We start from the raw sequence: 20,865 nt of genomic DNA on the forward strand, positions 1-20,865 counted from the left end.
GATGAGGAAAACAACATCCGCCCTGTATGGCGGAGCCCGGCTCTCCACGTTAAGTGTCGGCCACCAGCAGGTGAACTCGGCGTTTTTTCCGCGTTATCCGCCGACCGCGGTGTAGTGGAGATCTCTTTTTCCGTCACATGCTGGCCCATTCGATATCCGGCGCAGTAGAAGGATCAGCATGTCGATTGTGGAAGCGGCCCGGGGCCGTGCGGCGGCGCTGGCGGCGATCGTCACGGTCGCGTCGGTGTGCGCCGGTGACGCGGCGGCCCGGTCCTTTCCCTTCGGGCCGCGCACCCGCGCCGTCAACGACCTCGGCAACCAGTTCGTGCCGTACCACGCCCGTCTGTGGGACCTGCTGCACGGGCGCGCGGACGGCGGGGTGCTCGTCAACTGGCAGTCCGGGTACGGCACGAGTTTCCTGGCCGACGTCGGCACGTACGTCAGCAGCCCGTTCGCGCTGCTCGTCGGTCTGTTCCCGCGCGACGAGATCGATCTGGCCGTGTACGTGACGACGGTGCTGAAGGCCGGGGCCGCGGCGGCCGCCATGGCCGTGCTGCTGCTCGCCCTGCGGCGCGGCGGAACAGGCCCGTGGTGGGCGGCGGGGGCGCTCGGGTCGGTGTACGCGCTGTGCGGGTGGTCGGTCGCCGAGGCCGTCTACAACCCCATGTGGATGGACGGCCTGATCGCCTTTCCGCTGCTGTGCCTGGCCGGCGAGTGGGCGCGTACGGGACGTCGCCTCGTCCTGGGTCCCGTCGTCGTCGCGCTGGCGTGGACCGCGAATTTCTACACGGCCTACATGGCGACCCTCGGGGCCGGCCTCGTCCTGCTGCTGCGGCTGCTCACCGACGACGCGGTGCCGGTACGCCGGAGGCTGCGCGCACTGGCCCGCGCGGCCGGCTCCACCGCGCTCGGCATCGGACTCGCGGCGCCGCTGCTGGCCGTGGTCTTCCTGGGGTCGCGGCACGCGTACCCGGGGTGGACGCGGGAGTTCACGCCGTCGGAATGGACCGACGTGTTCGCGCGGACGCTTCCCGCGACGTACGGCTTCTTCACTCCGGCGGGCTTCCTCGGGGCGGGCGGGCTGGTGCTCGCGGGCACCCTGCTGTTCAACCGGGCGGTGCCCCGGCGCGAGCGGTGGGCGTGGACGCTGCTCATGGCCGCTGTGGCGGTGTCGGCGCAGTGGGGGCCCACGCACCTGCTGTGGCACGTCTTCGCCACGCCGAACGGCAGCCCGTACCGGCAGACGTTCGTGCTCGCCGGGGTCGTGGTGACGGCGGCCTGGATCTCGCTCTCGTACGGCTGGCCGGAGCGGCGGGCCCTGCTCGGCGGCACGGCCGCGGTCGCCCTGCTGTCCGCGGGCGCGGCCGGCAGCACCCTGATCACTTCGTGGACGTACCCGCTCACGGCGGCGGGGGTGGCGGCGACGGCGGCAGCGGTGATCCTGGCCCGGTACGCCCGGAGCGCGGGCGGTGGGGAGCGTGCGGAGGCGGCGGAGGACGAGGAGCGGGAGGCGGCGGGGAGCGCGGGGCGTCGTGCCGGGCCGGGCGGGCCGGGTCGTGGGGCGTACGCGAAGTGGGGTTTTGGGTCGGGCGGTGGCGCGCGGGTCCGCACAGGGGCCTTCGCCGGTGCCGCCGGCCCGCGCCGGCGGCGCGCGGCGGTCGTGGCCGCCGCGGTACTGCTGGTCGGCGCGTCGGCCGCGCAGGCCGCCGTCACCACCGCTTACGCCGACCGTCGGCGGCTCGCGCAGTTCGACGACTACGCGTCGTGGGGCAGCCGGCAGTGGACCCAGGCGGACGCCGTGGCCGCTGCCGACGGGTGGCCCGCCCACCGGACCGAGCCCGGCCGGGAGCAGACCACCGCCAACGACCCCTTGCTGGTGGGCGGTCAGGGCGCGGCGTACTACAGCAGCCACACGCCCGACGTCCTCACCCGCACCCTCGCCGCACTCGGCGCCGGCTGGACGTCCAACGGGCGCGCCGTCCAGAGCCTCGACAACCCGGTGACCGACGCCGTGTTCGCCGTCGGCGCGCGGGTGCACATGCCGCGCGACCCGCACCAGCGGTGGTCGCGGCCCGACGACCGCGAGGTGACGGTGACCCGCGCCGCGGCGCCCCGGCTGGTCACCGTGCGCCCGCCCGGCCCCGCACCGCGCTTCGCCGCCTCCCCCTTCCGCAACCAGGAGAAGCTCCTCGGCGCCCGCGTCTACACCCTCCCGCCCACCGCCCTGCGCGACGGCGCCGGCAGCGACACAGGCGGCGGCCGCAACGGCGGCGGCGCCACGCTGACCGCCGCCTGCCCCGCCCGGAGCGAGGTGTTCCTCTGGGCCCCGGGCTTCTCCGGTACGGCGCGGCTCGACGGTGCCCGCGCCGGTACGGAGGCGACACTGCGCGGCGCCGTGCCCGCACGGCGGGCCGCGATGCAGCCACTCGGCCCCGTACCGCGCGACGGCCGGGTCGCGATCACCCTGCGGGGCACGGGGGCCGGCAAGCTGCCGCGCCGCAGCGTCGGCTGCCTGGACCGCGAGCGGCTGGCCACCGCCGTGGACGGTCTGCGGGCGGGCGGCGCGACCGGGGTGCGCGTCACCGACAGCGGCGTACGGGCCACACTGCCGCCCGGAGCCCGGGGCACTGCCGTCTTCGCCATGCCGCGCATCGCCGGCTGGAGCTGCCGCACGGACGGCGCCGGGGCGCGGCCCGCCGGCTCGTACCTGGGGCTGGTCGCCGTGCCTCTGGACGGCCGCGCCTCGTCCGTGTCCTGCGCGTTCAGCCCGCCCGGGCTGCGCGCCGGCGGTGTCGTGGGCGGGCTGTCGCTGCTGGTGCTCGCCGCGGTGGCCGCCCTGCCCCGCGCGGCGGCCCGGCGCCGCCGGAGGCACACGAAGACTTCACCCCCCGACCACCGGCCCGTGGCCCGCACGGCATGAGCGGCGGCGTACGGTCGGCCGCCTGCCCCCCACCCCAGGACCGACCGAGGCCAGAGGCGATCCGCATGCCATCTCTGCTGAGCAACCGGCTGACGAAGTGGGCCCTGCGCCCCGTCGCCGCGCTCGTCGACCAGCGCATCTCACGGCACACCGCGGGGCTGCGCCGCGAAGTCACCGAGCTGCGGCGCAAACAGCACGGCCTCACCCTGCTGCTCGACCGCACCGGGCGCGGCCAGCACCGCATGCCGACGCCCGACCAGATCGACCGGCTGGTGGCCGAGGTCGCCGCCACGACGGACGCGGGCGACCACGCCCGCCGCAATGTGACCGTCGCCTACCGCACCGTGGTGGCGCTGGAGGCGCTGGGCGTCGGCCGGATGGCGGGCGGCACGTCCAATGTGTGCGGCAAGCTCGCCACCGTCCCGCTGCTCGCGCGGCCCGGGGCCGCGGACGGCGGCGTGCCGCGGCTCGACGTGCTGGAGATCGGCACCCTGCACGGGCTCTTCGCGGCGGCCCTGCTGCGGATGCTGCACCGCACGGGCGTCGAGGCGACGCTGACGATCGTCGATCCGCTGGCCGGCTCGCAGCTCCAGCCCGGCACCTCCGACTACGAGGAACCGACGGGCACGCCGGTGCGCGAGGACGTCGTACGGGCCAACCTGGCGCTCGGCGGCGGCCTCGCGGGCACCGGCGCCCGCGTCCGGCAGGGCTTCTCGGGCGACCCGCAGGTGCGGGCGGAGGTCTCCGACCGTGCGTACGGCGTGATCGTCGTCGACGGCGACCACTCCTTCGAGGGCGTCCTCGCCGACCTGGAGTGGGTGGAGCGGATCGCCGCCCCGGGTGCGGTCGTCGTCCTCGACGACTACGGCGACGCGCGCTGGCCCGGCGTCAAGGAGGCGCTGGACAAGCACCTCGCGGGTGGCGACAGCAGGTTCACGACGGTGGGCCGGGTCGCCACCTCGGCCTTCCTGCGAGCGCGCTGACGGACAGGCCCGCCGGGGCCTGCGCAGGGCTCAGACGTCCCGCATCCGCTGGGTGCGGTCCAGCGCGCGGCGCACCTCGGCGGGCAGGTGGTGGTACGGGCCGTAGGCGAGCTCGGCGTCGTACAGCAGGCCCTGCAACTGGGCGTGCGCGGCGGCGTGGTCGCCCATCGCGAGCAGCAGGTTCGCGATGCGGTGGCGGATGTCGAAGGCGCGGGCGGTGGCCTCGGTGGGCGGCGTGCCGCCCGTGTACTGGTTCTCGAAGTACGGCAGCAGGCCGCGGTACTCGGCGAGCGCGGCGGCCGGTTCGCCCAGCTGCTCCAGGCACTGGGCGGCGTCGTACCGGAACTGGAGGGCCTGCGGGTCGGCGAGGCCCGCCTCGGCGGCGCGGTCGTCGGCGAGGCGGCGCAGCTCGGGAAGCGCGCGGCGGTACTGGCCGTCGTCGAGGAGCGTCGCGGCGTACTGCTTGCGCAGGATGCGGACGACGGGGGAGCGCTCGCCGTGCTGGGCGGCGGCAGCCGGGAGGATCCCGCCGAGGATGTCGACGGCCTGAGTGATGCGCCCTTCGCCGAGGAGCTGCTTGACCTCGTCCACCGCGCCCGCGACGTCGGGCTGCGCCTGCGCGGGGGTGGGCTGGGCGGCGGGCGGGGTGGTGGCGCGGTCGGGCCAGGGGGCGTGCGGGCGCAGGAACGGGCGCGTCGGGTCGAGCGGTCCCGACGGTGCGCCGCCGTGCGCGGGCAGCAGCGGGACCAGGGCCTCGTAGACCTCCTGGGCGGAGGACGGGCGGTGCTGCGGGTCCTTGGCGAGCAGCCGCAGGACGAGCGCTTCGAGCGGCTCCGGGACGTCCTGGCGGAGCTGGCGGACGGGGAGCGGCGGCTCGTACAGGTGGCGGTGCAGGACGCCGAGGACGGTGGAGCCGGCGAAGGGCACGTTGCCGCTGAGCAGTTCGTGCAGCAGGACGCCGAGCGCGTACAGGTCCGTGTACGGGCCGACCGCGCCGCCCATCGCCTGCTCGGGCGCCATGTAGGCGGGGCTGCCGATGGGCGAGCCGGTGTGGGTGAGGCGGGTGGTGTCGGTGTCGAGGACGGAGGCGACGCCGAGGTCGAGGACGGTGACGGTGCCCTCGGGCTTGACCATGACGTTGCGCGGCTTGAGGTCGCGGTGCACGATCGGCACCGCGTGCACCGCCGACAGCACGGCGCACAGCTGCGCGGCGACCGCGACGGCCCACGGCCAGGGGTACGGGTCGTGCTCGGCCAGGTGGTCGGCCAGGTCGGCGCCCTTGACGTACTGCATGACCAGGTAGAGGTCGTCGTCGTCGCTGCCCGCGTCGTGGACGGTGACGAGCCCGGGGTGGTCGACCTGGGCGGTGACGCGGCACTCGCGCACGAAGCGGCGGCGCATCTCCTCGGCGGCGGTCGCGGCGGCCATCCGGTCGGGGCGCAGCAGCTTCACGGCGACCCGGCGGTCCAGGCGCTGGTCGTACGCCGTCCAGACCTGGCCCATGCCGCCCTGGCCGATGACGGTGGACAGCTCGTAACGCCCCGCGATGATCCGCCCGTTCACCGGTCGCCGTCACCCCGCTGGTCCCGGCGCAGCAGGTCGCTCAGCTCGTCGAGCTCGGCGCGCACCTGCTCCATGCGCTGGGCGCTCTGCGGCTGCTGCTGCTCCTGCGGGCGCGGCGGGTGCTGGTGGGGCTGCGGCTGGGGCGTGGACGCCGGGACGGGGTGGGCGGCCGGGGTGCTCGCGTAAGGGTTCGGGTAGCCGTACTGCGGCTGCGGCGTGTGGGCGTGACCGTACGGCGGCCGGGGCTGCTGCGGCTGTTGTTGCTGCTGCTGGACGTACGGGCTGTACGGGACGCGGGACCCGGTGACGGAGTGCGGCACGCCGGCCGTCTGGAGCCGCGCGTAGTGCCGGATGTCGAAGACGAGGAAGTAACCGGCGGTCGCCGCCCCCAGGAGCAGGACGAACGACAGGGCTATGTCGGTCCTGACGTCGCCCTCGGGCAGCGCGCCGACGACGCCGAACGCCGTGATGGCCAGCGGCAGGCTCCCCCACGCGGCCACCCAGTCGTACCAGCGTCCCCGCAGGATCGCGATCCGGAACAGCGGCACGCACGACAGGATGCCGCAGCTGAAGACGGCGCAGAGGGGGAACAGCACACGCATGGTGATGACGACGCCGTCCGTGCGGACCGGCGGCGTGGTGCCGGAGCCGTGCATGGCTGCTCCTGAAGACCTAATGAGACGTACGGGGGACGGATGCCCGCCGCGGCGAGCGCTCGATCAAGCGCCTTGAGCGTATACACCGACACCGACAGCGGCCCATGGGTTGTACGGATCCGTTGTGGCACCGCTCACTCCCGTGCGGCACCTTCCTCACTCGCGTCCCGGCCGGGCCGTACCGTCCCGTCCGTCAGGCCGTCGTACAGCCCCTGCACGAGCCGTTCGCCGAGGCGCGAGGCCCGGCGCAGGGTGTCCTCGAACTCGGCGAGCGCGCGGAAGCGTTCGCCGTAGCGCCGCTGGTCGGCGAGGGGCAGGCGGGGCAGTTGGAGGCGGCGTACGTCGAGGCGGGTGGAGGTCGAGGCGTAGCTGCTGGCCTGCCGGTTGTTGGCGGTGCCGCGCAGGAAGCCGGCCAGGAACCACGGGTCGAGGGCCGCCGGGTCGGGGCGCAGGAGCTGGAGGCTGCGGCCGAGGGCGGCGCCGGCGGTGGCGTCGTCCACGACGCGGGCGACCGAGCCGCCGCCGAGCACCGGCACGACCACGTCGCCCGTCTCGACGCGCACGGGGTCCTCCGCCGCGCCTTCGGGAAGGACGCCCGAGGGCGCGCCGCCGGTGAGCACGTCCTGCTCGGTGAGGACCCGTTCCCCGGAACCGGCTCCCGCGCCGCCCGCGCGCAGCACGAGGGCGCCCGCCCGGGCGAGTTCGCCGACGGTGGTGGTGGGCCAGCGCGGTGGCGGCGCGGCCTCGCCCGCCGGCGGGGTGAGCGCGGTGGTCTGCCGCAGCGTCTCGGCCAGCCGTTCCCGTACGGCCGCGAGTTCGGCGGCGCCGCCGCCCGCGGCGGGGGGCGGCAGGTGGCGGGCGGGGGCGAGGTCGACGTCGTCGTCGAGCAGCTCGATCACGGACACCGAGCGGCTGACGCCCGGACGCTGCTCCACGGTGCCGTCGCGGTCGAAGCTCTGCCAGGTGTCGAGGACCGCGCCGTGCAGGGCCTGCCAGTCGAGCTTGTCGCGACCGGCGGCGGAGAGGTCGGCGGTGTCGACGAGCAGCACTTCGTGGGAGGGGCGGCCCCCGGGCGCGGGCCTGCGCAGCACCCACAGGTGCAGCGGGATGCCGTACGGGGGCGCGGCGCCCGCCGGCAGGGAGACGACGGCCCGCAGGGCGCCCCGGCGCAGCAGGTCGGCGCGGATGCGGCGGCCGGAGCGGCGGGAGGCGGCTGCGGGCGGCATCAGGAGGACGGCGGTGCCGCCCTCGCGCAGCCGGGCCAGGGCGTGCTGGACCCAGGCCAGTTCGGACTCCGTACGGGCCGGGAAGCCGTACTCCCAGCGGGCGTCGTACGCCAGCTCGTCGTGGCCCCAGTTGCGCTCGTTGAACGGGGGGTGGCAGAGCACGGCGTCGGCGGCGAGGTGCGGGAAGGCGTCGGCGCGCAGGGAGTCGGCGGCGGCCACGCGTACGTCGGTGGCGCCGTGCTCGGTCTGGAGGGCCAGGCGCAGGGCGGCGAGCGCGGCGAGGTCGGGGTCGGTCTCCTGGCCGTGCAGGGCGCGCTTCTCCGGGGCGCCGGGCGGCGGCCCGCCGTCGGGCCGTGCGTCGGCGGACGCGCCGCCGGCGCCCTGGGCGACGGCGCGCAGCAGGGTTCCGGTGCCGCAGGCCGGGTCGAGGACGGTACGGGGGCTGCCCGCGAGGGCGGCCATCAGGGCGGCGGGTCCGGGCGGCGTGAGTGTGTACTGGCGCGGGTTGGCGTCCAGGTGGCGGCCGAGCAGGAACTCGTACGTCTGGCGGGCGCCGAGCTCGGCGGCCAGCTCGGCGGTGGCGCGCAGCAGGGGTACGGAGGCGGCGAGCCCGGGTGTGCCGGGGGTGTGAACGGCCCGGCCGGGCCCGAAGCGGGGGCCGAGGACCTGCTCCAGCGCCGGCGGCAGGAGGGAGGCCAGCTTCTCGTCGGAGACGGCGGAGAGCTGGAGCCACGCGGTGGGCCGGTCGCGTACGAGCAGGAGGACGCAGCCGACCTGGATCAGGGCCGGGACGGCTCCTTCCGGGTGGCCCGCGAGCTGCTGCCAGACCCGCTCACGGAGCGGCACTTCGGCGATTTTCCCCTGGTCGCGCAGCCACTGCTCGACATCGGCGAGGGCGAACGAGGGGCTCGTCTCCGTGCCGCCGACCGGTTTGGGGAAGTCGGGGTGGCGGCGGCGCCAGTTGCTCACGGCGGCGCGGCCCACCCCGGCGAGCCGGGCGATTCCGGCGGCGGTCACCTCTGCTGCGTTGTCCGACACCGGCCGGCTCCCCTCGTACCCCTGCACCTGCTTGTGCACAGAGCATACCCGCGTACGCAAGAGCGACCTCTTCACGCCGTGAATTACAGTTCCCGTGTGAACCGTGTTGACTCGGTTCACAACCTCTGCTGTGATTGACCCATCGCAGCAGAACGGGGCGGCAAGGCAGTCCCGCACACACCTTGTCCGGAGGACATCCATGTCTCAGTACACGCAGCAGCCTCAGTTCCCTCAGGCTCCGGTGCCGGCCGCGCAGGCCCGCAACGGCCTGGGCACCGCCGCCCTGATCCTCGGCATCATCGGCGCGCTGTCGGGTCTGGTCCCGTTCTTCTTCTGGCTCGCCGGCATCCTCGGCATCATCGCCCTGGTCATGGGCCTGGCCGGCCGGGGCCGCGCCAAGCGCGGCGGGGCCACCAACAAGGGCGTCGCCCTGGCGGGCGCCATTCTGGGCCTGGTCTCGCTCGTCATGTCGGTGGTCGGCGCGGTGATCCTCTTCAAGGCCGTGGACGACGCGGTGGACGACATCAACAACGCGACCAGCAGTTCGTCGGCCGCCAAGGAGTCGGGCGACGGCTCCGCGAAGGGCGCCGGCAAGAACAAGGACAAGAAGACCAAGGGCGACAAGGGCGCCGGCGACGGCGCCGACTCCCAGACCCTGTCCGCCGGCGACTCCGCCGTCTACGACGACAAGCTGACCGTCACGATGTCCGCCCCGGAGCCCTACACCCCCGGTGAGTACGCGATCGGGCACAGCAAGGGCAACAAGGCCTACAAGGTCACCGTCGTCCTCGACAACGCCGGCTCCAAGAAGTTCGACGCCGCCCTGGTCACCGCCGAGGCCCGTGCCGGCGCCGACGGCGTGAAGGCCGAGCAGATCTTCGACGAGAAGGTCGGCGAGATCTTCACCGGCTCGCTGGCGCCGGGCAAGAAGGCCACCGTGGTGTACGCCTTCGACACCCCGGCCGACGCGGAGAACCTGGTCGTCGAGATCTCCCCCGACTTCTCCCACGACGCCTCGCAGTGGGACCTCAAGCTCTGATCGCCTGAACCCCCGCCACAACGGCGGCACCCCGGACCGTCCGGCCCACTCGCGCACCCCCCGCGAGTGGGCCGGACTCATTCACGCGTACGCGGTCACACGCCCGCGGCGGCTCACCGGCCGAAACGGGCCGGGGCCTCGGTCGGGCCGCCCGCCGCCGGCAGCCGTTCGTCCGGGCACCGCGACAGCACGCGCTTCATCGCGTCCCGCTCGGCGCCCGTGACCCACAGCTCGTACTTCTTCTTCACCGCCACCTGACGGGCCACGTACACACAGCGGTACGCCTTGTTGGCCGGCAGCCAGGTCGCCGTGTCGCCGTCGCTCTTGCGGCGGTTGGCGGAGGAGTCGACGGCCAGCAGGTTCAGCGGATCGTTGGCGAACGCGACCCGCTTGCGGCGCTCCCACTTCTGCCCGCCCTTCTGCCAGGCGTCGGACAGCGCGACGACGTGGTCGATGTCCACCTTGCTGCGGCCGCGCACGAACTCCACGCGCCGCCCGGTGTAGGGGTCTTCGGTGAGCGTCCCGGCGGCGACCATGCACTCGGTTCCGCCGCCGCTCCTGATCCGTACGCCGGCGAGGTCCCGCTTCAGTATGTCGTCGCGGGTCCCGCACCCGTTGTCGTCGGTGTCGGCCCAGGCGCTGCCGAACGCCTCCCGCTCGTAACCGGTCCTCGGCGCCCGCCCCTTGACGGTGAGCGTCCCGACGGCGGCGAGGGCCGAACCCGCGGCGCCCTGCTCCCGCCCGCCGCCGCTGCCCTCCACCGCCTCGGGCGTGCAGCCGGTGACGGCGAGAGCGGCGGACAGCGCGGCCGCCGGGAGCGCTGTCCTGAGGGCCCGTGCGGGCGTCGGGGTACGTATCCAGGCGGTCCGTCGGGGCGCGTCGGTATGCATGTCCCCCAGCGTCCCACGGGGCGTACTACACCTTGCCGATGCCCAGGGTGTTCTCCGCCGGGAGCAGCCCCGACCCCAGCACGGCCAGCCACAGCGGCCCCAGCAACTCCGCGAGCCGCGCGGTCCCCTGCGTCCCGACGGCCCGCCAGGGCGCGGCGGCCAGCTCGTCGGTCGTCCGCTCCACCCCGGCGCGCAGGGCGCGCCCCGCCTCGGTGGCGACCCCGTCGGCGTCCAGCAGGCCGCGCGCCCGCAGCCGTTCCCGCGCGGCGGACCACTCCTCGTCGCTCCAGCCCCGGCTGCGGAACGTCCCGGCGGACGCCGCTCCGACGCCCGCGAAGCCCACCAGGGCCTCGACCGGGTCGAGTCCGGCGGTGAGCAGCGCCGCGAGGTGCCCGTCGCCGCGGTGCTCGCGCAGGACCGTGGCGGCCTGCCACAGCACGAGGTGCGGGGCGTCGGGCCAGGGCAGTGCGGCGTTCGCCGCCGCGAGCGGCCGGCCCGCGGTCTCCGCCGCCTCGGCGGCCCGCCGGGCGAGGACCGCGGCCTCGGCGGTCCCGGGCTCGTCGACGAGCGCCCCGAAGAGGGCGCGGTACGCCCGGTCCACTCCCCGCAGCCGGGCGGCCAGGACGTCCGCCGGGCCGGCGACGTCCCATGCGGCCGGGACGTACTCGGCGACCGTGCGCGGGCTGAAGCTGTAGAAGGCGGAGGCGACGGCCACCGCGCTCACGGCCCCCAGCGGCGCCGAGCGCCAGGCGAAGTAACTCGGCCAGCGCACATCCGTCGCGTACCCGAGTCGCTCCGCTTCGGCGAAGACCTCGGGGGCGTAGTAGACGACGGCGTGCAGCGGCTCCAGCAGGTGCCACATCTGCCGCACGCGCCCCGGTTCCACGACTTCCCCGCCCATGGTCTCCCCCTCCGAACGCACCCGGCCGCTCCGGGCACGCACCGCACGCCTCCGGCACGCGCTGACCGGATACGCCGCCCTCAGGCACGCACGCCCGGCCCTCCGGACGCGCGCCCGTCCCGACGACCACAGGATTGCCCGGCGCCCGCGAACTTGTCAATGACTAGATTGGCGTAGGGTGCCGCCCATGACCACCCGCGGCACGTACCACCACGGCGACCTGCGACGGGCCGTCCTCGCAGCGGCGCTCGACGTCATCCGCACGGACGGCCCTGCCGCCCTGTCCCTGCGCGACCTGGCCCGCCGCGCGGGGGTCTCGCACGCCGCCCCCGCCCACCACTTCAAGGACCGCACGGGCCTGCTGACCGCCATCGCCACGGAAGGGCACGACCTGTTGGCGGTGGCCCTGTCCGACGCGAAGGACCTGCGCGACGCGGGTGTGCGGTACGTCCGCTTCGCACGCGACCGTCCGGCACACTTCCAGGTCATGTTCCAGCCGGACCTGCTGCGCCCCGAGGACCCGGAACTGCTGGCCGCGAAGGCCCGTTCGTACGACCGGCTGCTCGCCGGCGTCGCCGGGCTGCCCGCGGACCGGGCCGGGGACCCCGAACTGACGGCGGTCGCCGCTTGGTCGGTGGCCCACGGCTTCGCCACCCTGCTGCTGACGCACAACCTGGACGGCACCCCGGCCGGGGACGCGCCGGAGGACGTCTTCGGCTCCATGGCGGCCATGCTGTTCACCCGCCCGGCGGCCCCCGGGGAATAGCCGCGGCCCCCGGGCCCTTGATCACCCCGTACGCACGCGATCGGCACAGGCACTCAGGAATCAAGCAGGGGGCGGAACGCATGTGCACCATAACTTCCTTACGCCGTACGGGAATCGCACTGCTGTCGGCGGCGACGCTGGCGGCGCTTCCCGTGACCGGCACCCAGGGCCCGGCCGCCGCCGCGGCCGCCGAGCAGCACATCGCGAAGTGGCGGGGCGGATGGGCGGCGTCACCGCAGGCGCCGACCGCGCCGTTCGCTCCCAACTGGTCGCCTCAGGGCTTCGACAACCACACGGTCCGGCAGGTGGTCCGGGTCACCACCGGCGGCACGAAGGCCCGCATCGAACTGTCCAACCGCTACGGCTCCGCCCCGCTGCGCGTCACCGGCGCGACCGTGGCCCGCACGGCCGGGGGCGCGGCCGTGAAGCCGGGTTCGGTCCGGGAGCTGTCGTTCGGCAAGGGGCGCGCGGTGACGATCCCCGCGGGCGCCACGGCGACCAGTGACGGGGTCCCGTTCAGGGTCAGGGCCCTGGAGTCGCTGACGGTCACGCTGTATCTGGCCGGGCCGACCGGACCGGCCACCTTCCACCACTTCTCCGCCGCCACCAGCTACCGGGCCGACGGAGACCACCGGTCGGACCACGGCGGCGCGGCGTTCGGGGAGAGCAGCGACTCCTGGTACTACCTCACCGGCGTCGAGGTCACCGGCGGCAAGCCGGCCGGGCGCCGCGACGGGGTGGTGACCTTCGGCGACTCCATCACCGACGGCGTCGGCTCCTCGCCGAACGCGGACAACCGCTACCCCGACGAGCTCGCCGAGCGCTTCGCCGCCGCCGGGAGGCCCCGCGGCGTCCTCAACCACGGCATCGGCGGCAACCAGGTCACCAACGACACGACGTGGGCCGGGGAGAAGGGCATCGCCCGCTTCAAGGAGGACGTGCTCGGCGAGCCCGGCGTCGGCACCGTCATCGTGCTGGAGGGCATCAACGACATCGGAGGCAGCGGCCCCACGTTCCCCGGCGGCCCCACCCCGGAGGTGTCCGCCGAGCGGCTCATCGACGGTCACCGGTCGCTGATCCGCCAGGCGCACGCCAAGGGCATCAAGGTGGTCGGCGCCACGCTGACGCCGATCAAGGGATCGTTCTACGACGACCCGGAAGGGGTCAACGAGGCCAAGCGCCAGGCCGTCAACGACTGGATCCGCACCTCGGGCGCGTACGACGCGGTGGCCGACTTCGATCGCGCCGTGGCCGGACCCGACGGCGGTCTGCGCACCGCCTACGACTCGGGCGACAAGCTGCACCCGAGTGACGCCGGGTACCGCGCCATGGCCGACGCGCTGGACCTCGACGCGCTCTGACGTCCGGCCCCGTACGCCGGCTCAGACGTCCGGCCCCGTACACCGGCTCGGACGTCCGGCCCCGTACACCGGCTCCGGCATCGGGCCCGAACGCCGGCTGTCCGACGTCGGGCCCGTACGCCGGCTCCGACGCCCCGCCCGTACGTCACGACGCCGTGCCCGGTCCGCGTTGGACCGGGCACGGCGTCATCGGCATGCGCCGCGACGCTAGGACCCCAGGATCGTCGTGAGGAACTCGCCCGTCCACGCCAGCAGTTCGCGGCCCACCACCGGCTTGCCGCCGATCTGCCCCGTCGTGGGGCGCGGCACCAGGATCTGGCGCGTGGCCGGCTTCATCACCGTGCGCGGGTAGAGGCGCTTGAGGCGCAGTTCCTGCGACTCGCGCAGCTCCACCGGGCCGAAGCGGACGTTCGGGCCGGCCAGGGTGATGTCCGCGACGCCGCAGGCCCGGGCCAGCATCCGCAGCCCGGCGACGAGGAGCAGGTTCTCCACCGGCTCGGGGAGCTTGCCGTAGCGGTCGGTGAGCTCTTCGCGGACGGCCCTGATGTCGTCCTCGGAGTTCGCCGAGGCGATCGCCCGGTACGCCTGGAGGCGCAGCCGCTCGCCCGGCGCGTAGTCGTGCGGAACGTGCGCGTCCACCGGAAGCTCGATCTTGACCTCCAGCGGCGGCTCCTCCTCGACCTGGCCGTCCACCGCCGCCCGGTAGTCCGCGACGGCCTCGCCGACCATACGGATGTAGAGGTCGAAGCCGACGCCCGCGATGTGACCGGACTGCTCGCCGCCGAGCAGGTTGCCCGCGCCGCGGATCTCCAGGTCCTTCATGGCGACGTACATGCCCGCGCCCATCTCGGTGTGCTGGGCGATCGTCGCCAGCCGCTCGTGCGCGGTCTCGGTCAGCGGCTTCTCCGGCGGGTAGAGGAAGTACGCGTAGCCGCGGTCCCGGCCCCGGCCCACGCGTCCGCGGAGCTGGTGGAGCTGGGAGAGGCCGAAGTTGTCGCCGCGCTCGACGATCAGGGTGTTGGCGTTGGAGATGTCGATGCCCGACTCGACGATCGTCGTGGAGACCAGTACGTCGAACTTCTTCTCCCAGAAGTCGACGACCACCTGCTCCAGCTGGTTCTCGCCCATCTGACCGTGCGCCGTCGCGATCCGCGCCTCCGGGACGATCTCGCGGAGCTTCGCGGCCGCCCGGTCGATCGACTCGACCCGGTTGTGGATGTAGAAGACCTGGCCCTCGCGCAGCAGTTCGCGGCGGACCGCGGCGCCGATCTGCTTCTCCTCGTACGGGCCGACGAAGGTCAGCACCGGGTGGCGCTCCTCGGGCGGCGTGGTGATCGTCGACATCTCGCGGATGCCGGTGACCGCCATTTCGAGGGTTCGGGGGATGGGGGTGGCGGACATCGTCAGGACGTCGACGTTGGCGCGCAGCTTCTTCAGCTGCTCCTTGTGCTCGACGCCGAAGCGCTGCTCCTCGTCGACGATGACCAGGCCCAGGTCCTTGAACTTCGTTTCGGAGGAGAAGAGCCGGTGGGTGCCGATGACGACGTCGACGGAGCCCTCCTTGAGTCCCTCCAGGGTCGCCTTCGCCTCGGTGTCGGACTGGAAGCGGCTGAGCGCCTTCACGACGACCGGGAACTGCGCGTACCGCTCGGAGAACGTTCCGAAGTGCTGCTGCACCAGCAGTGTCGTGGGGACGAGGACGGCGACCTGCTTGCCGTCCTGCACCGCCTTGAAGGCGGCCCGTACCGCGATCTCCGTCTTGCCGTAGCCGACGTCGCCGCAGACCAGGCGGTCCATGGGGACGGACTTCTCCATGTCCTCCTTGACCTCGGCGATGGTGGACAGCTGGTCGGGCGTCTCGACGTACGGGAAGGCGTCCTCCAGCTCGCGCTGCCACGGGGTGTCGGGGCCGAAGGTGTGGCCGGGGGCGGCCATGCGCGCCGAGTACAGCTTGATGAGGTCGGCGGCGATCTCCTTGACCGCCTTCTTCGCGCGCGCCTTCGTCTTCGTCCAGTCCGCGCCGCCGAGCCGGTGCAGGGTGGGGGCCTCCCCGCCGACGTACTTGGTGACCTGCTCCAGCTGGTCGGTGGGGATGTAGAGGCGGTCGCCGGGCTGGCCGCGCTTGGCGGGGGCGTACTCGACGAGCAGGTACTCGCGGGTCGCGCCCTGGACGGTGCGCTGGACCATCTCGATGTAGCGGCCCACGCCGTGCTGCTCGTGGACGATGAAGTCGCCGGCCTGGAGCGTCAGCGGGTCGATGGTCTTGCGGCGGCGGGCCGGCATGCGGCCCAGTTCCTTGCTGGCGGTGCGCTGGCCCGTCAGGTCGGTCTCGGTCAGTACGGCCAGCCGCAGCCCGGGGTCGACGAAGCCGTTGTCGATCGAGCCGCAGGCCACGTGCACGACCGACGGGGTGATCTCGGCCAGTTCGGCCTCCAGGCGGGCCGGGATGCCCTCGCCGCCCAGGACCTCCACGGTGCGGGCCGCAGGGCCGTGGCCCTCGGTGATGTAGACGGTGCGCCAGCCGTCGGCCAGCCAGCCCTTGGTGTCGGCGAGCGCCCGGGCCGTGTCGCCCCGGTACGCCTCCGGGGCGTGCATGCCGATCTTGAGCGTGTCATCGGACAGCTCCTCGTCGGCGGCGAACGGGGCCACGGACCACCACAGCATGTCCAGCTCGCGGGCGCGCTCCCGGACGTCCGCGATGCCGCGCAGCGAGGCCGCGCCCACGTCGATCGGGGCGTCGCCGCCGCCCGCGGTCGCCGCCCAGGACGCCTGGAGGAACTCCTGGGAGGTCGCGACCAGGTCCGCCGCCCTGGTCCGCACCCGCTCCGGGTCGCAGACCAGCGCCATCGAGCCCTTCGGCAGGACGTCGAGCAGCAGCTCCATGTCGTCCACGAGGACCGGGGCCAGCGATTCCATGCCCTCCACGGCGATGCCCTCGGCGATCTTGCCGAGCAGCTCGCCGAGCTCCGGGTGGGCCTCGGCGAGGGCGGCGGCGCGCTCGCGCACGCTGTCGGTGAGCAGCAGCTCGCGGCAGGGCGGCGCCCACAGGCCGTGCTCGGCGACCTCCAGGGACCGCTGGTCGGCCACCTTGAAGTACCGGATCTCCTCGACGTCGTCGCCCCAGAACTCCACGCGCAGCGGGTGCTCCTCGGTGGGCGGGAAGACGTCGAGGATGCCGCCGCGCACGGCGAACTCGCCGCGCTTCTCGACCAGCTCCACCCGCGAGTACGCCGCTGCCGCCAGCGCCGCCGTGATCTCGCCCAGGTCCGCGCTCTGTCCGGTCCGCAGCGCCACGGGCTCCAGGTCCCCCAGGCCCTTGACCTGCGGCTGGAGCACCGACCGCACGGGCGCCACGATCACGCTCACGGGGCCGGCGGACGGGTCGTCGGCGTGCGGGTGCGCGAGGCGGCGCAGCACGGCGAGGCGCCGGCCCATCGTGTCGCTGCGCGGCGAGAGGCGCTCGTGCGGCAGCGTCTCCCACGACGGGTAGTCGACGATCCCCTCCTCGGGCAGCAGTGTGCGCAGGGCGGCGGCGAGGTCCTCGGCCTCCCGGCCGGTGGCGGTCACGGCGAGGACGGTACGCCCGGTCTCGCGGGCCAGCGCGGCCACCGCGAAGGGGCGCGCGGCGGGCGGGCCGACCAGGTCGACGTGCATGCGGTTGCCGTCGGTGGCGGCCTTCACCGCTTCGGCGAGCGCCGGGTCTCGTACTACGGCATCCAGCAGACCGTGCAGGCTCATGAAGGGCTTCCGTCCGGGTAACGAGGTGACGAGGTGGACAACGCGAAGGGCCCGACACGTCTCACGGGCCGGGGGCTCCAGCCTACGACGCGGGGCCGCCACCCGCGCGGGGGAACGCTGCGGCGCTGAAGGCGGCATGGCGGAAGGCCCGGCCCCGGGGTCTCCCCCGGGGCCGGGCCCGTCACCGCGTCACCACTGCCCCTACTCGGTGGCGATCGCGTTCAGTACGTTCATCCGGCCGGCCCGGAAGGCCGGGACCAGGGCCGCGAACAGCCCGACGAAGGCCGATCCGACGAAGACGGTCAGGATCGTGGGCCACGGGATCTCCAGGACGCCGAGGCCCTCCAGGGCCAGCAGCTTCTGGGCCGTCGTGCCCCAGCCCATGCCCAGGCCGAGGCCGAGCAGGGCGCCGAAGAGGGCGATGACCACCGACTCCAGGCGGATCATGCGGCGCAGCTGGCGGCGCGAGAGGCCGATGGCCCGCATCAGGCCGATCTCCCTGGTCCGCTCGACGACCGACAGGGCGAGGGTGTTCACCACGCCGAGCACGGCGACGATGATCGCGAGGGCCAGCAGGCCGTAGACGATGTTGAGCAGCTGCCCGATCTCGTCCTTCAGCCCCTGCTTGAAGTCGGTCTGGTCCCGCACCGTGAACTGCGGGTAGTCCGCCAGCGACTTCTTGAGCCCGGCGTACGCGGCCTTCTCCTTGCCGTCCACCGCCTTCGCGAACATCATCATGTTCGGCGGGACGCGGTCGGCGGGCAGGTACCGCTCGGCGGTCGTGATGTTGGTGTACATCGCGCCCTTGTCGACGTTCGACTCGTCCGAGGTGATCGCCGCGACCTTCAGCTTCGCGGTCTCGCCGCCCTTGAACGCGACCGTCATCGTGTCGCCCGCCTCGATGCCGTGCCGCTCGGCGTAGTCGCTGCCGACCGACATGGCGTTCTTCCCGTACGCCGCCGCCAGTTCACCGGCGACGGTCTCCCGCCGCAGGTCCTGCGCGTACGTCGGGTCGGCCGCCACCAGTTCCTCGGTCTCCTTCTTCCCGTCCGGGGAGGTGAGCTCGGCCCGGATCATCTTGTAGCCGGTGACGTGCGCGAGGTCGGGCGCCGCGCGCAGCGCCTTCTCGGCGGCCGGCACGATCGGGCCGCTGGGCCCGCTCTCGATGATGAAGTCCGCGCCGACGGACTTGTCGAGCTCCTGGGTCGCCGAGGCGACCATCGAGGACCCGACGACGGAGAGGCACGCGACCAGCGCCAGGCCGATCATCAGCGCCGCGCCGGTCGCTCCGGTGCGCCGGGGGTTGCGCAGCGCGTTGCGCTCGGCCATCCGGCCGACGGGGCCGAACATCCGCAGCAGCACGGCGCTGAGCACCCGTACCACGCCACCCGCCAGGAGCGGGCCGACGACGATGAAGCCGAGCAGGGTGAGGACTACGCCGCCGCCGAGGAACAGCGATCCCTCCGCGGCCTTGTCGGCCTGCGTCGTCAGGTACAGCAGCGCGCCGCCCGCCGCGGTCAGGACCAGGCCGATCGCGGCCCGCAGCAGGCCGGCCCGGCCGTCCGCGGGGGTCCCGGCGTCGCGCAGGGCGGCTATCGGGGAGATCTTCCCGGCGCGTCGTGCGGGGATGTAGGCGGCGACGACGGTGACGACGATGCCGAGCGCGAGCCCGACGACCGGGGTGGTCCAGGCCACCGTCAGGTCCTTGGTGGACAGTTCCATGCCCATGGAGCCCATGAGCTTCATCAGGCCGACCGCGAGGCCGACGCCGGCGCCCACGCCGAGGACCGAACCGACGACGCCGAGCAGCAGCGCCTCCGTCAGCACGCCCCGGTTGACCTGGCTGCGGCTGGAGCCGATGGCCCGCATCAGGCCGATCTCACGGGTGCGCTGGGTGACCAGCATCGAGAAGGTGTTGACGATGAGGAAGATGCCGACGAGGAAGGCGATCCCGGCGAAGCCGAGCATCGCGTACTTCATCACGGAGAGGAACGAGCCGACCTGCTCGCGGCCCGAGTCCGCCGCCTCCTTCGCGGTCTGGAGCTTGTACGGGCCGCCGGCCGCCCCGTCGAGCGCGGTCGCGACGCGCTGCTTCAAGCGCGTGTCGCTGACGCCCTCTTCGGCGGTCAGGGAGACGTGCGTGAAGACGTCCGTCCGGCCGAGCAGTTTGCGCTGCGCGGTGGCGGTGTCGAAGTAGACGACGGTCGCGCCCGGGTTGGTCATCTTGAAGGACGCGATGCCGGAGATCCTGGCGTCGATGTCACCGGTGACGGCGATCGTGCGCAGCTCGTCGCCCAGTTGGAGGCCGTGCTTGTCGGCGGTGTCGGCGTCGACCATCACCTCGGTGGGACCGCGCGGGGCGTGCCCGGAGGTGATGTCCATCGACTTCAGGTCGTTGCGCGTCCAGTTGCCGGCGATCGTCGGAGCGCCGCTGTCGGAGCCCATCTTCTTGTTGTCGCCGTCGACGACGGTGACGGACATGCTGACGACCGCGCCTTCGGCGGACTTCACGCCGTCGGTCCTGGTCACCTGCTCGACGAGGGAGGCGGGAAGGGCCTCCGGCCGGCCGGTGCGCGGGCCGTTGTCGTCGTCCTCGGCCGCCTTGGGGCTGACGGTGACGTCGGCGGAGGTGGTGGCGAAGAGCTTGTCGAACGTCGTGTTCATGGTGTCGGTGAAGACGAGCGTGCCGCACACGAACGCCACCGAGAGCAGGACGGCGACGGCGGAGAGCGCCATCCGCCCCTTGTGCGCGAGGAAGTTGCGCATCGAGGTCCTGACGACGGTCATGAGGTCCGCCCGCGCGCGTCGAAGTCCTTCATGCGGTCGAGGACCTGGTCGGCGGTCGGCGAGAACATCTCGTCGACGATCCTGCCGTCCGCGAGGTAGAGCACGCGGTCCGCGTACGAGGCGGCGACCGGGTCGTGCGTGACCATCACGATGGTCTGGCCCAGCTCGTCGACGGACTTGCGCAGGAAGTCCAGCACCTCCGCCCCGGCTCGGGAGTCGAGGTTTCCGGTGGGCTCGTCACCGAAGATGATTTCCGGGCGCGCGGCGAGCGCCCGCGCCACGGCGACGCGCTGCTGCTGGCCGCCGGACAGCTGGGTGGGCCGGTGCTTGAGGCGGTCGGACAGGCCGACCGTCTCCACCACGCGGTTCAGCCACGCGGCGTCCGGCTTGCGGCCGGCGATGTCCATCGGCAGCGTGATGTTCTCCAGGGCGTTCAGGGTGGGAAGCAGGTTGAACGCCTGAAATATGAAACCGATCCGGTCCCTGCGCAGCTGTGTGAGCTTCTTGTCCTTGAGTCCGGTGATCTCGGTCTCGTCGAGGTGGATCTCGCCCGAGGTGACGGTGTCCAGGCCCGCGAGGCAGTGCATGAGCGTGGACTTGCCGGAGCCCGACGGGCCCATGATGGCGGTGAACTGCCCCCGGTTGATGTCCACGTCGACGTGGTCGAGCGCGACGACGCGGGTCTCCCCCGACCCGTACGCCTTGACGAGCTGCCGCGCCCTCGCGGCAACGGCCGTACGCCCTCCAGTGCCCCCGTGCCTGGGAATGGTCATAGCCGTTGTCACGGTGATTCTCCTCAAGTGTGTGATCAGGTACGTCGAGTCTGGCGGCCGGGGACCCCCCGCACACTGGTGCGCATCTCCGTATCCGCCCTGGGGCTACCCCCACCCGCCGACGTGCGGCGGCCCGTAAGAACAAGCTAAAGAACGGGCGCGTTTCCCTCGTCCTCCACCGGGACGAACACCCCCTGGCCAGAAATGAGGAGAAGCCCCTAGGG

General features: G+C 73.5%; 13 protein-coding genes. 5 read left to right on the forward strand and 8 right to left on the reverse strand.

Translation table 11 applies throughout. From position 1 onward, the window contains the following. Positions 1-178 precede the first annotated feature (178 nt). Positions 179-2,920, forward strand: a complete 2,742-nt coding sequence (locus tag ACWGH0_RS06125; RefSeq protein ID WP_453402943.1) for a YfhO family protein — start codon at positions 179-181, stop codon at positions 2,918-2,920. Positions 2,921-2,985: 65 nt separating this feature from the next. Beyond that, positions 2,986-3,903 carry a class I SAM-dependent methyltransferase gene (locus ACWGH0_RS06130; RefSeq protein ID WP_453402944.1) on the forward strand — a complete coding sequence of 306 codons (918 nt, stop codon included), beginning with the start codon at positions 2,986-2,988 and terminating at the stop codon, positions 3,901-3,903. 30 nt (positions 3,904-3,933) lie between these two features. On the opposite strand, the gene ACWGH0_RS06135 is transcribed toward ACWGH0_RS06130, so the two are convergent. The 3 genes from ACWGH0_RS06135 to ACWGH0_RS06145 form a co-directional block, all read right to left on the reverse strand. Beyond that, positions 3,934-5,466 carry a protein kinase domain-containing protein gene (locus tag ACWGH0_RS06135; RefSeq protein WP_453402945.1) on the reverse strand — a complete coding sequence of 511 codons (1,533 nt, stop codon included), beginning with the start codon at positions 5,464-5,466 and terminating at the stop codon, positions 3,934-3,936. Further along, positions 5,463-6,122: a hypothetical protein gene (locus ACWGH0_RS06140; protein ID WP_453402946.1), complete on the reverse strand. Its 660-nt coding sequence runs from the start codon at positions 6,120-6,122 to the stop codon at positions 5,463-5,465. Before ACWGH0_RS06140 ends, ACWGH0_RS06135 begins: the two co-directional genes overlap by 4 nt. 134 nt (positions 6,123-6,256) lie before the next feature. Continuing rightward, positions 6,257-8,386, reverse strand: a complete 2,130-nt coding sequence (locus tag ACWGH0_RS06145; RefSeq protein WP_453402947.1) for an N-6 DNA methylase — start codon at positions 8,384-8,386, stop codon at positions 6,257-6,259. 199 nt (positions 8,387-8,585) lie between these two features. On the opposite strand from ACWGH0_RS06145, the gene ACWGH0_RS06150 reads away from it, so the two are divergent. After that, complete coding sequence (locus ACWGH0_RS06150) at positions 8,586-9,425, forward strand: DUF4190 domain-containing protein (protein ID WP_453402948.1); 840 nt, start codon at positions 8,586-8,588, stop codon at positions 9,423-9,425. A 113-nt stretch (positions 9,426-9,538) separates the two neighbouring features. On the opposite strand, the gene ACWGH0_RS06155 is transcribed toward ACWGH0_RS06150, so the two are convergent. Next, positions 9,539-10,315: an HNH endonuclease family protein gene (locus ACWGH0_RS06155; RefSeq protein WP_453402949.1), complete on the reverse strand. Its 777-nt coding sequence runs from the start codon at positions 10,313-10,315 to the stop codon at positions 9,539-9,541. A gap of 25 nt (positions 10,316-10,340) precedes the next feature. Then, on the reverse strand, positions 10,341-11,216 hold the full coding sequence (locus ACWGH0_RS06160) for an SCO6745 family protein (protein WP_453402950.1): 876 nt from the start codon (positions 11,214-11,216) through the stop codon (positions 10,341-10,343). 187 nt (positions 11,217-11,403) lie between these two features. Between ACWGH0_RS06160 and ACWGH0_RS06165 the strand changes: the two genes are divergently transcribed. Together ACWGH0_RS06165 and ACWGH0_RS06170 are read left to right on the forward strand one after the other, a co-directional pair. Then, complete coding sequence (locus tag ACWGH0_RS06165) at positions 11,404-11,982, forward strand: TetR/AcrR family transcriptional regulator (RefSeq protein ID WP_453402951.1); 579 nt, start codon at positions 11,404-11,406, stop codon at positions 11,980-11,982. 80 nt (positions 11,983-12,062) lie between these two features. Next, complete coding sequence (locus tag ACWGH0_RS06170) at positions 12,063-13,343, forward strand: SGNH/GDSL hydrolase family protein (protein WP_453402952.1); 1,281 nt, start codon at positions 12,063-12,065, stop codon at positions 13,341-13,343. Between the two features lie 207 nt (positions 13,344-13,550). On the opposite strand, the gene mfd is transcribed toward ACWGH0_RS06170, so the two are convergent. The 3 genes from mfd to ACWGH0_RS06185 form a co-directional block, all read right to left on the reverse strand. Then, complete coding sequence (mfd, locus tag ACWGH0_RS06175; protein ID WP_453402953.1) at positions 13,551-17,081, reverse strand: transcription-repair coupling factor; 3,531 nt, start codon at positions 17,079-17,081, stop codon at positions 13,551-13,553. 201 nt (positions 17,082-17,282) lie between these two features. Further along, the gene (locus ACWGH0_RS06180; RefSeq protein WP_453402954.1) at positions 17,283-19,868 is read right to left on the reverse strand and encodes an ABC transporter permease; all 2,586 of its coding nucleotides are present in this window, start codon (positions 19,866-19,868) and stop codon (positions 17,283-17,285) included. Beyond that, positions 19,865-20,653, reverse strand: a complete 789-nt coding sequence (locus ACWGH0_RS06185) for an ABC transporter ATP-binding protein (protein ID WP_453402955.1) — start codon at positions 20,651-20,653, stop codon at positions 19,865-19,867. Before ACWGH0_RS06185 ends, ACWGH0_RS06180 begins: the two co-directional genes overlap by 4 nt. Positions 20,654-20,865 lie beyond the last annotated feature (212 nt).

Source organism: Streptomyces sp. NPDC054887 (assembly GCF_053610585.1).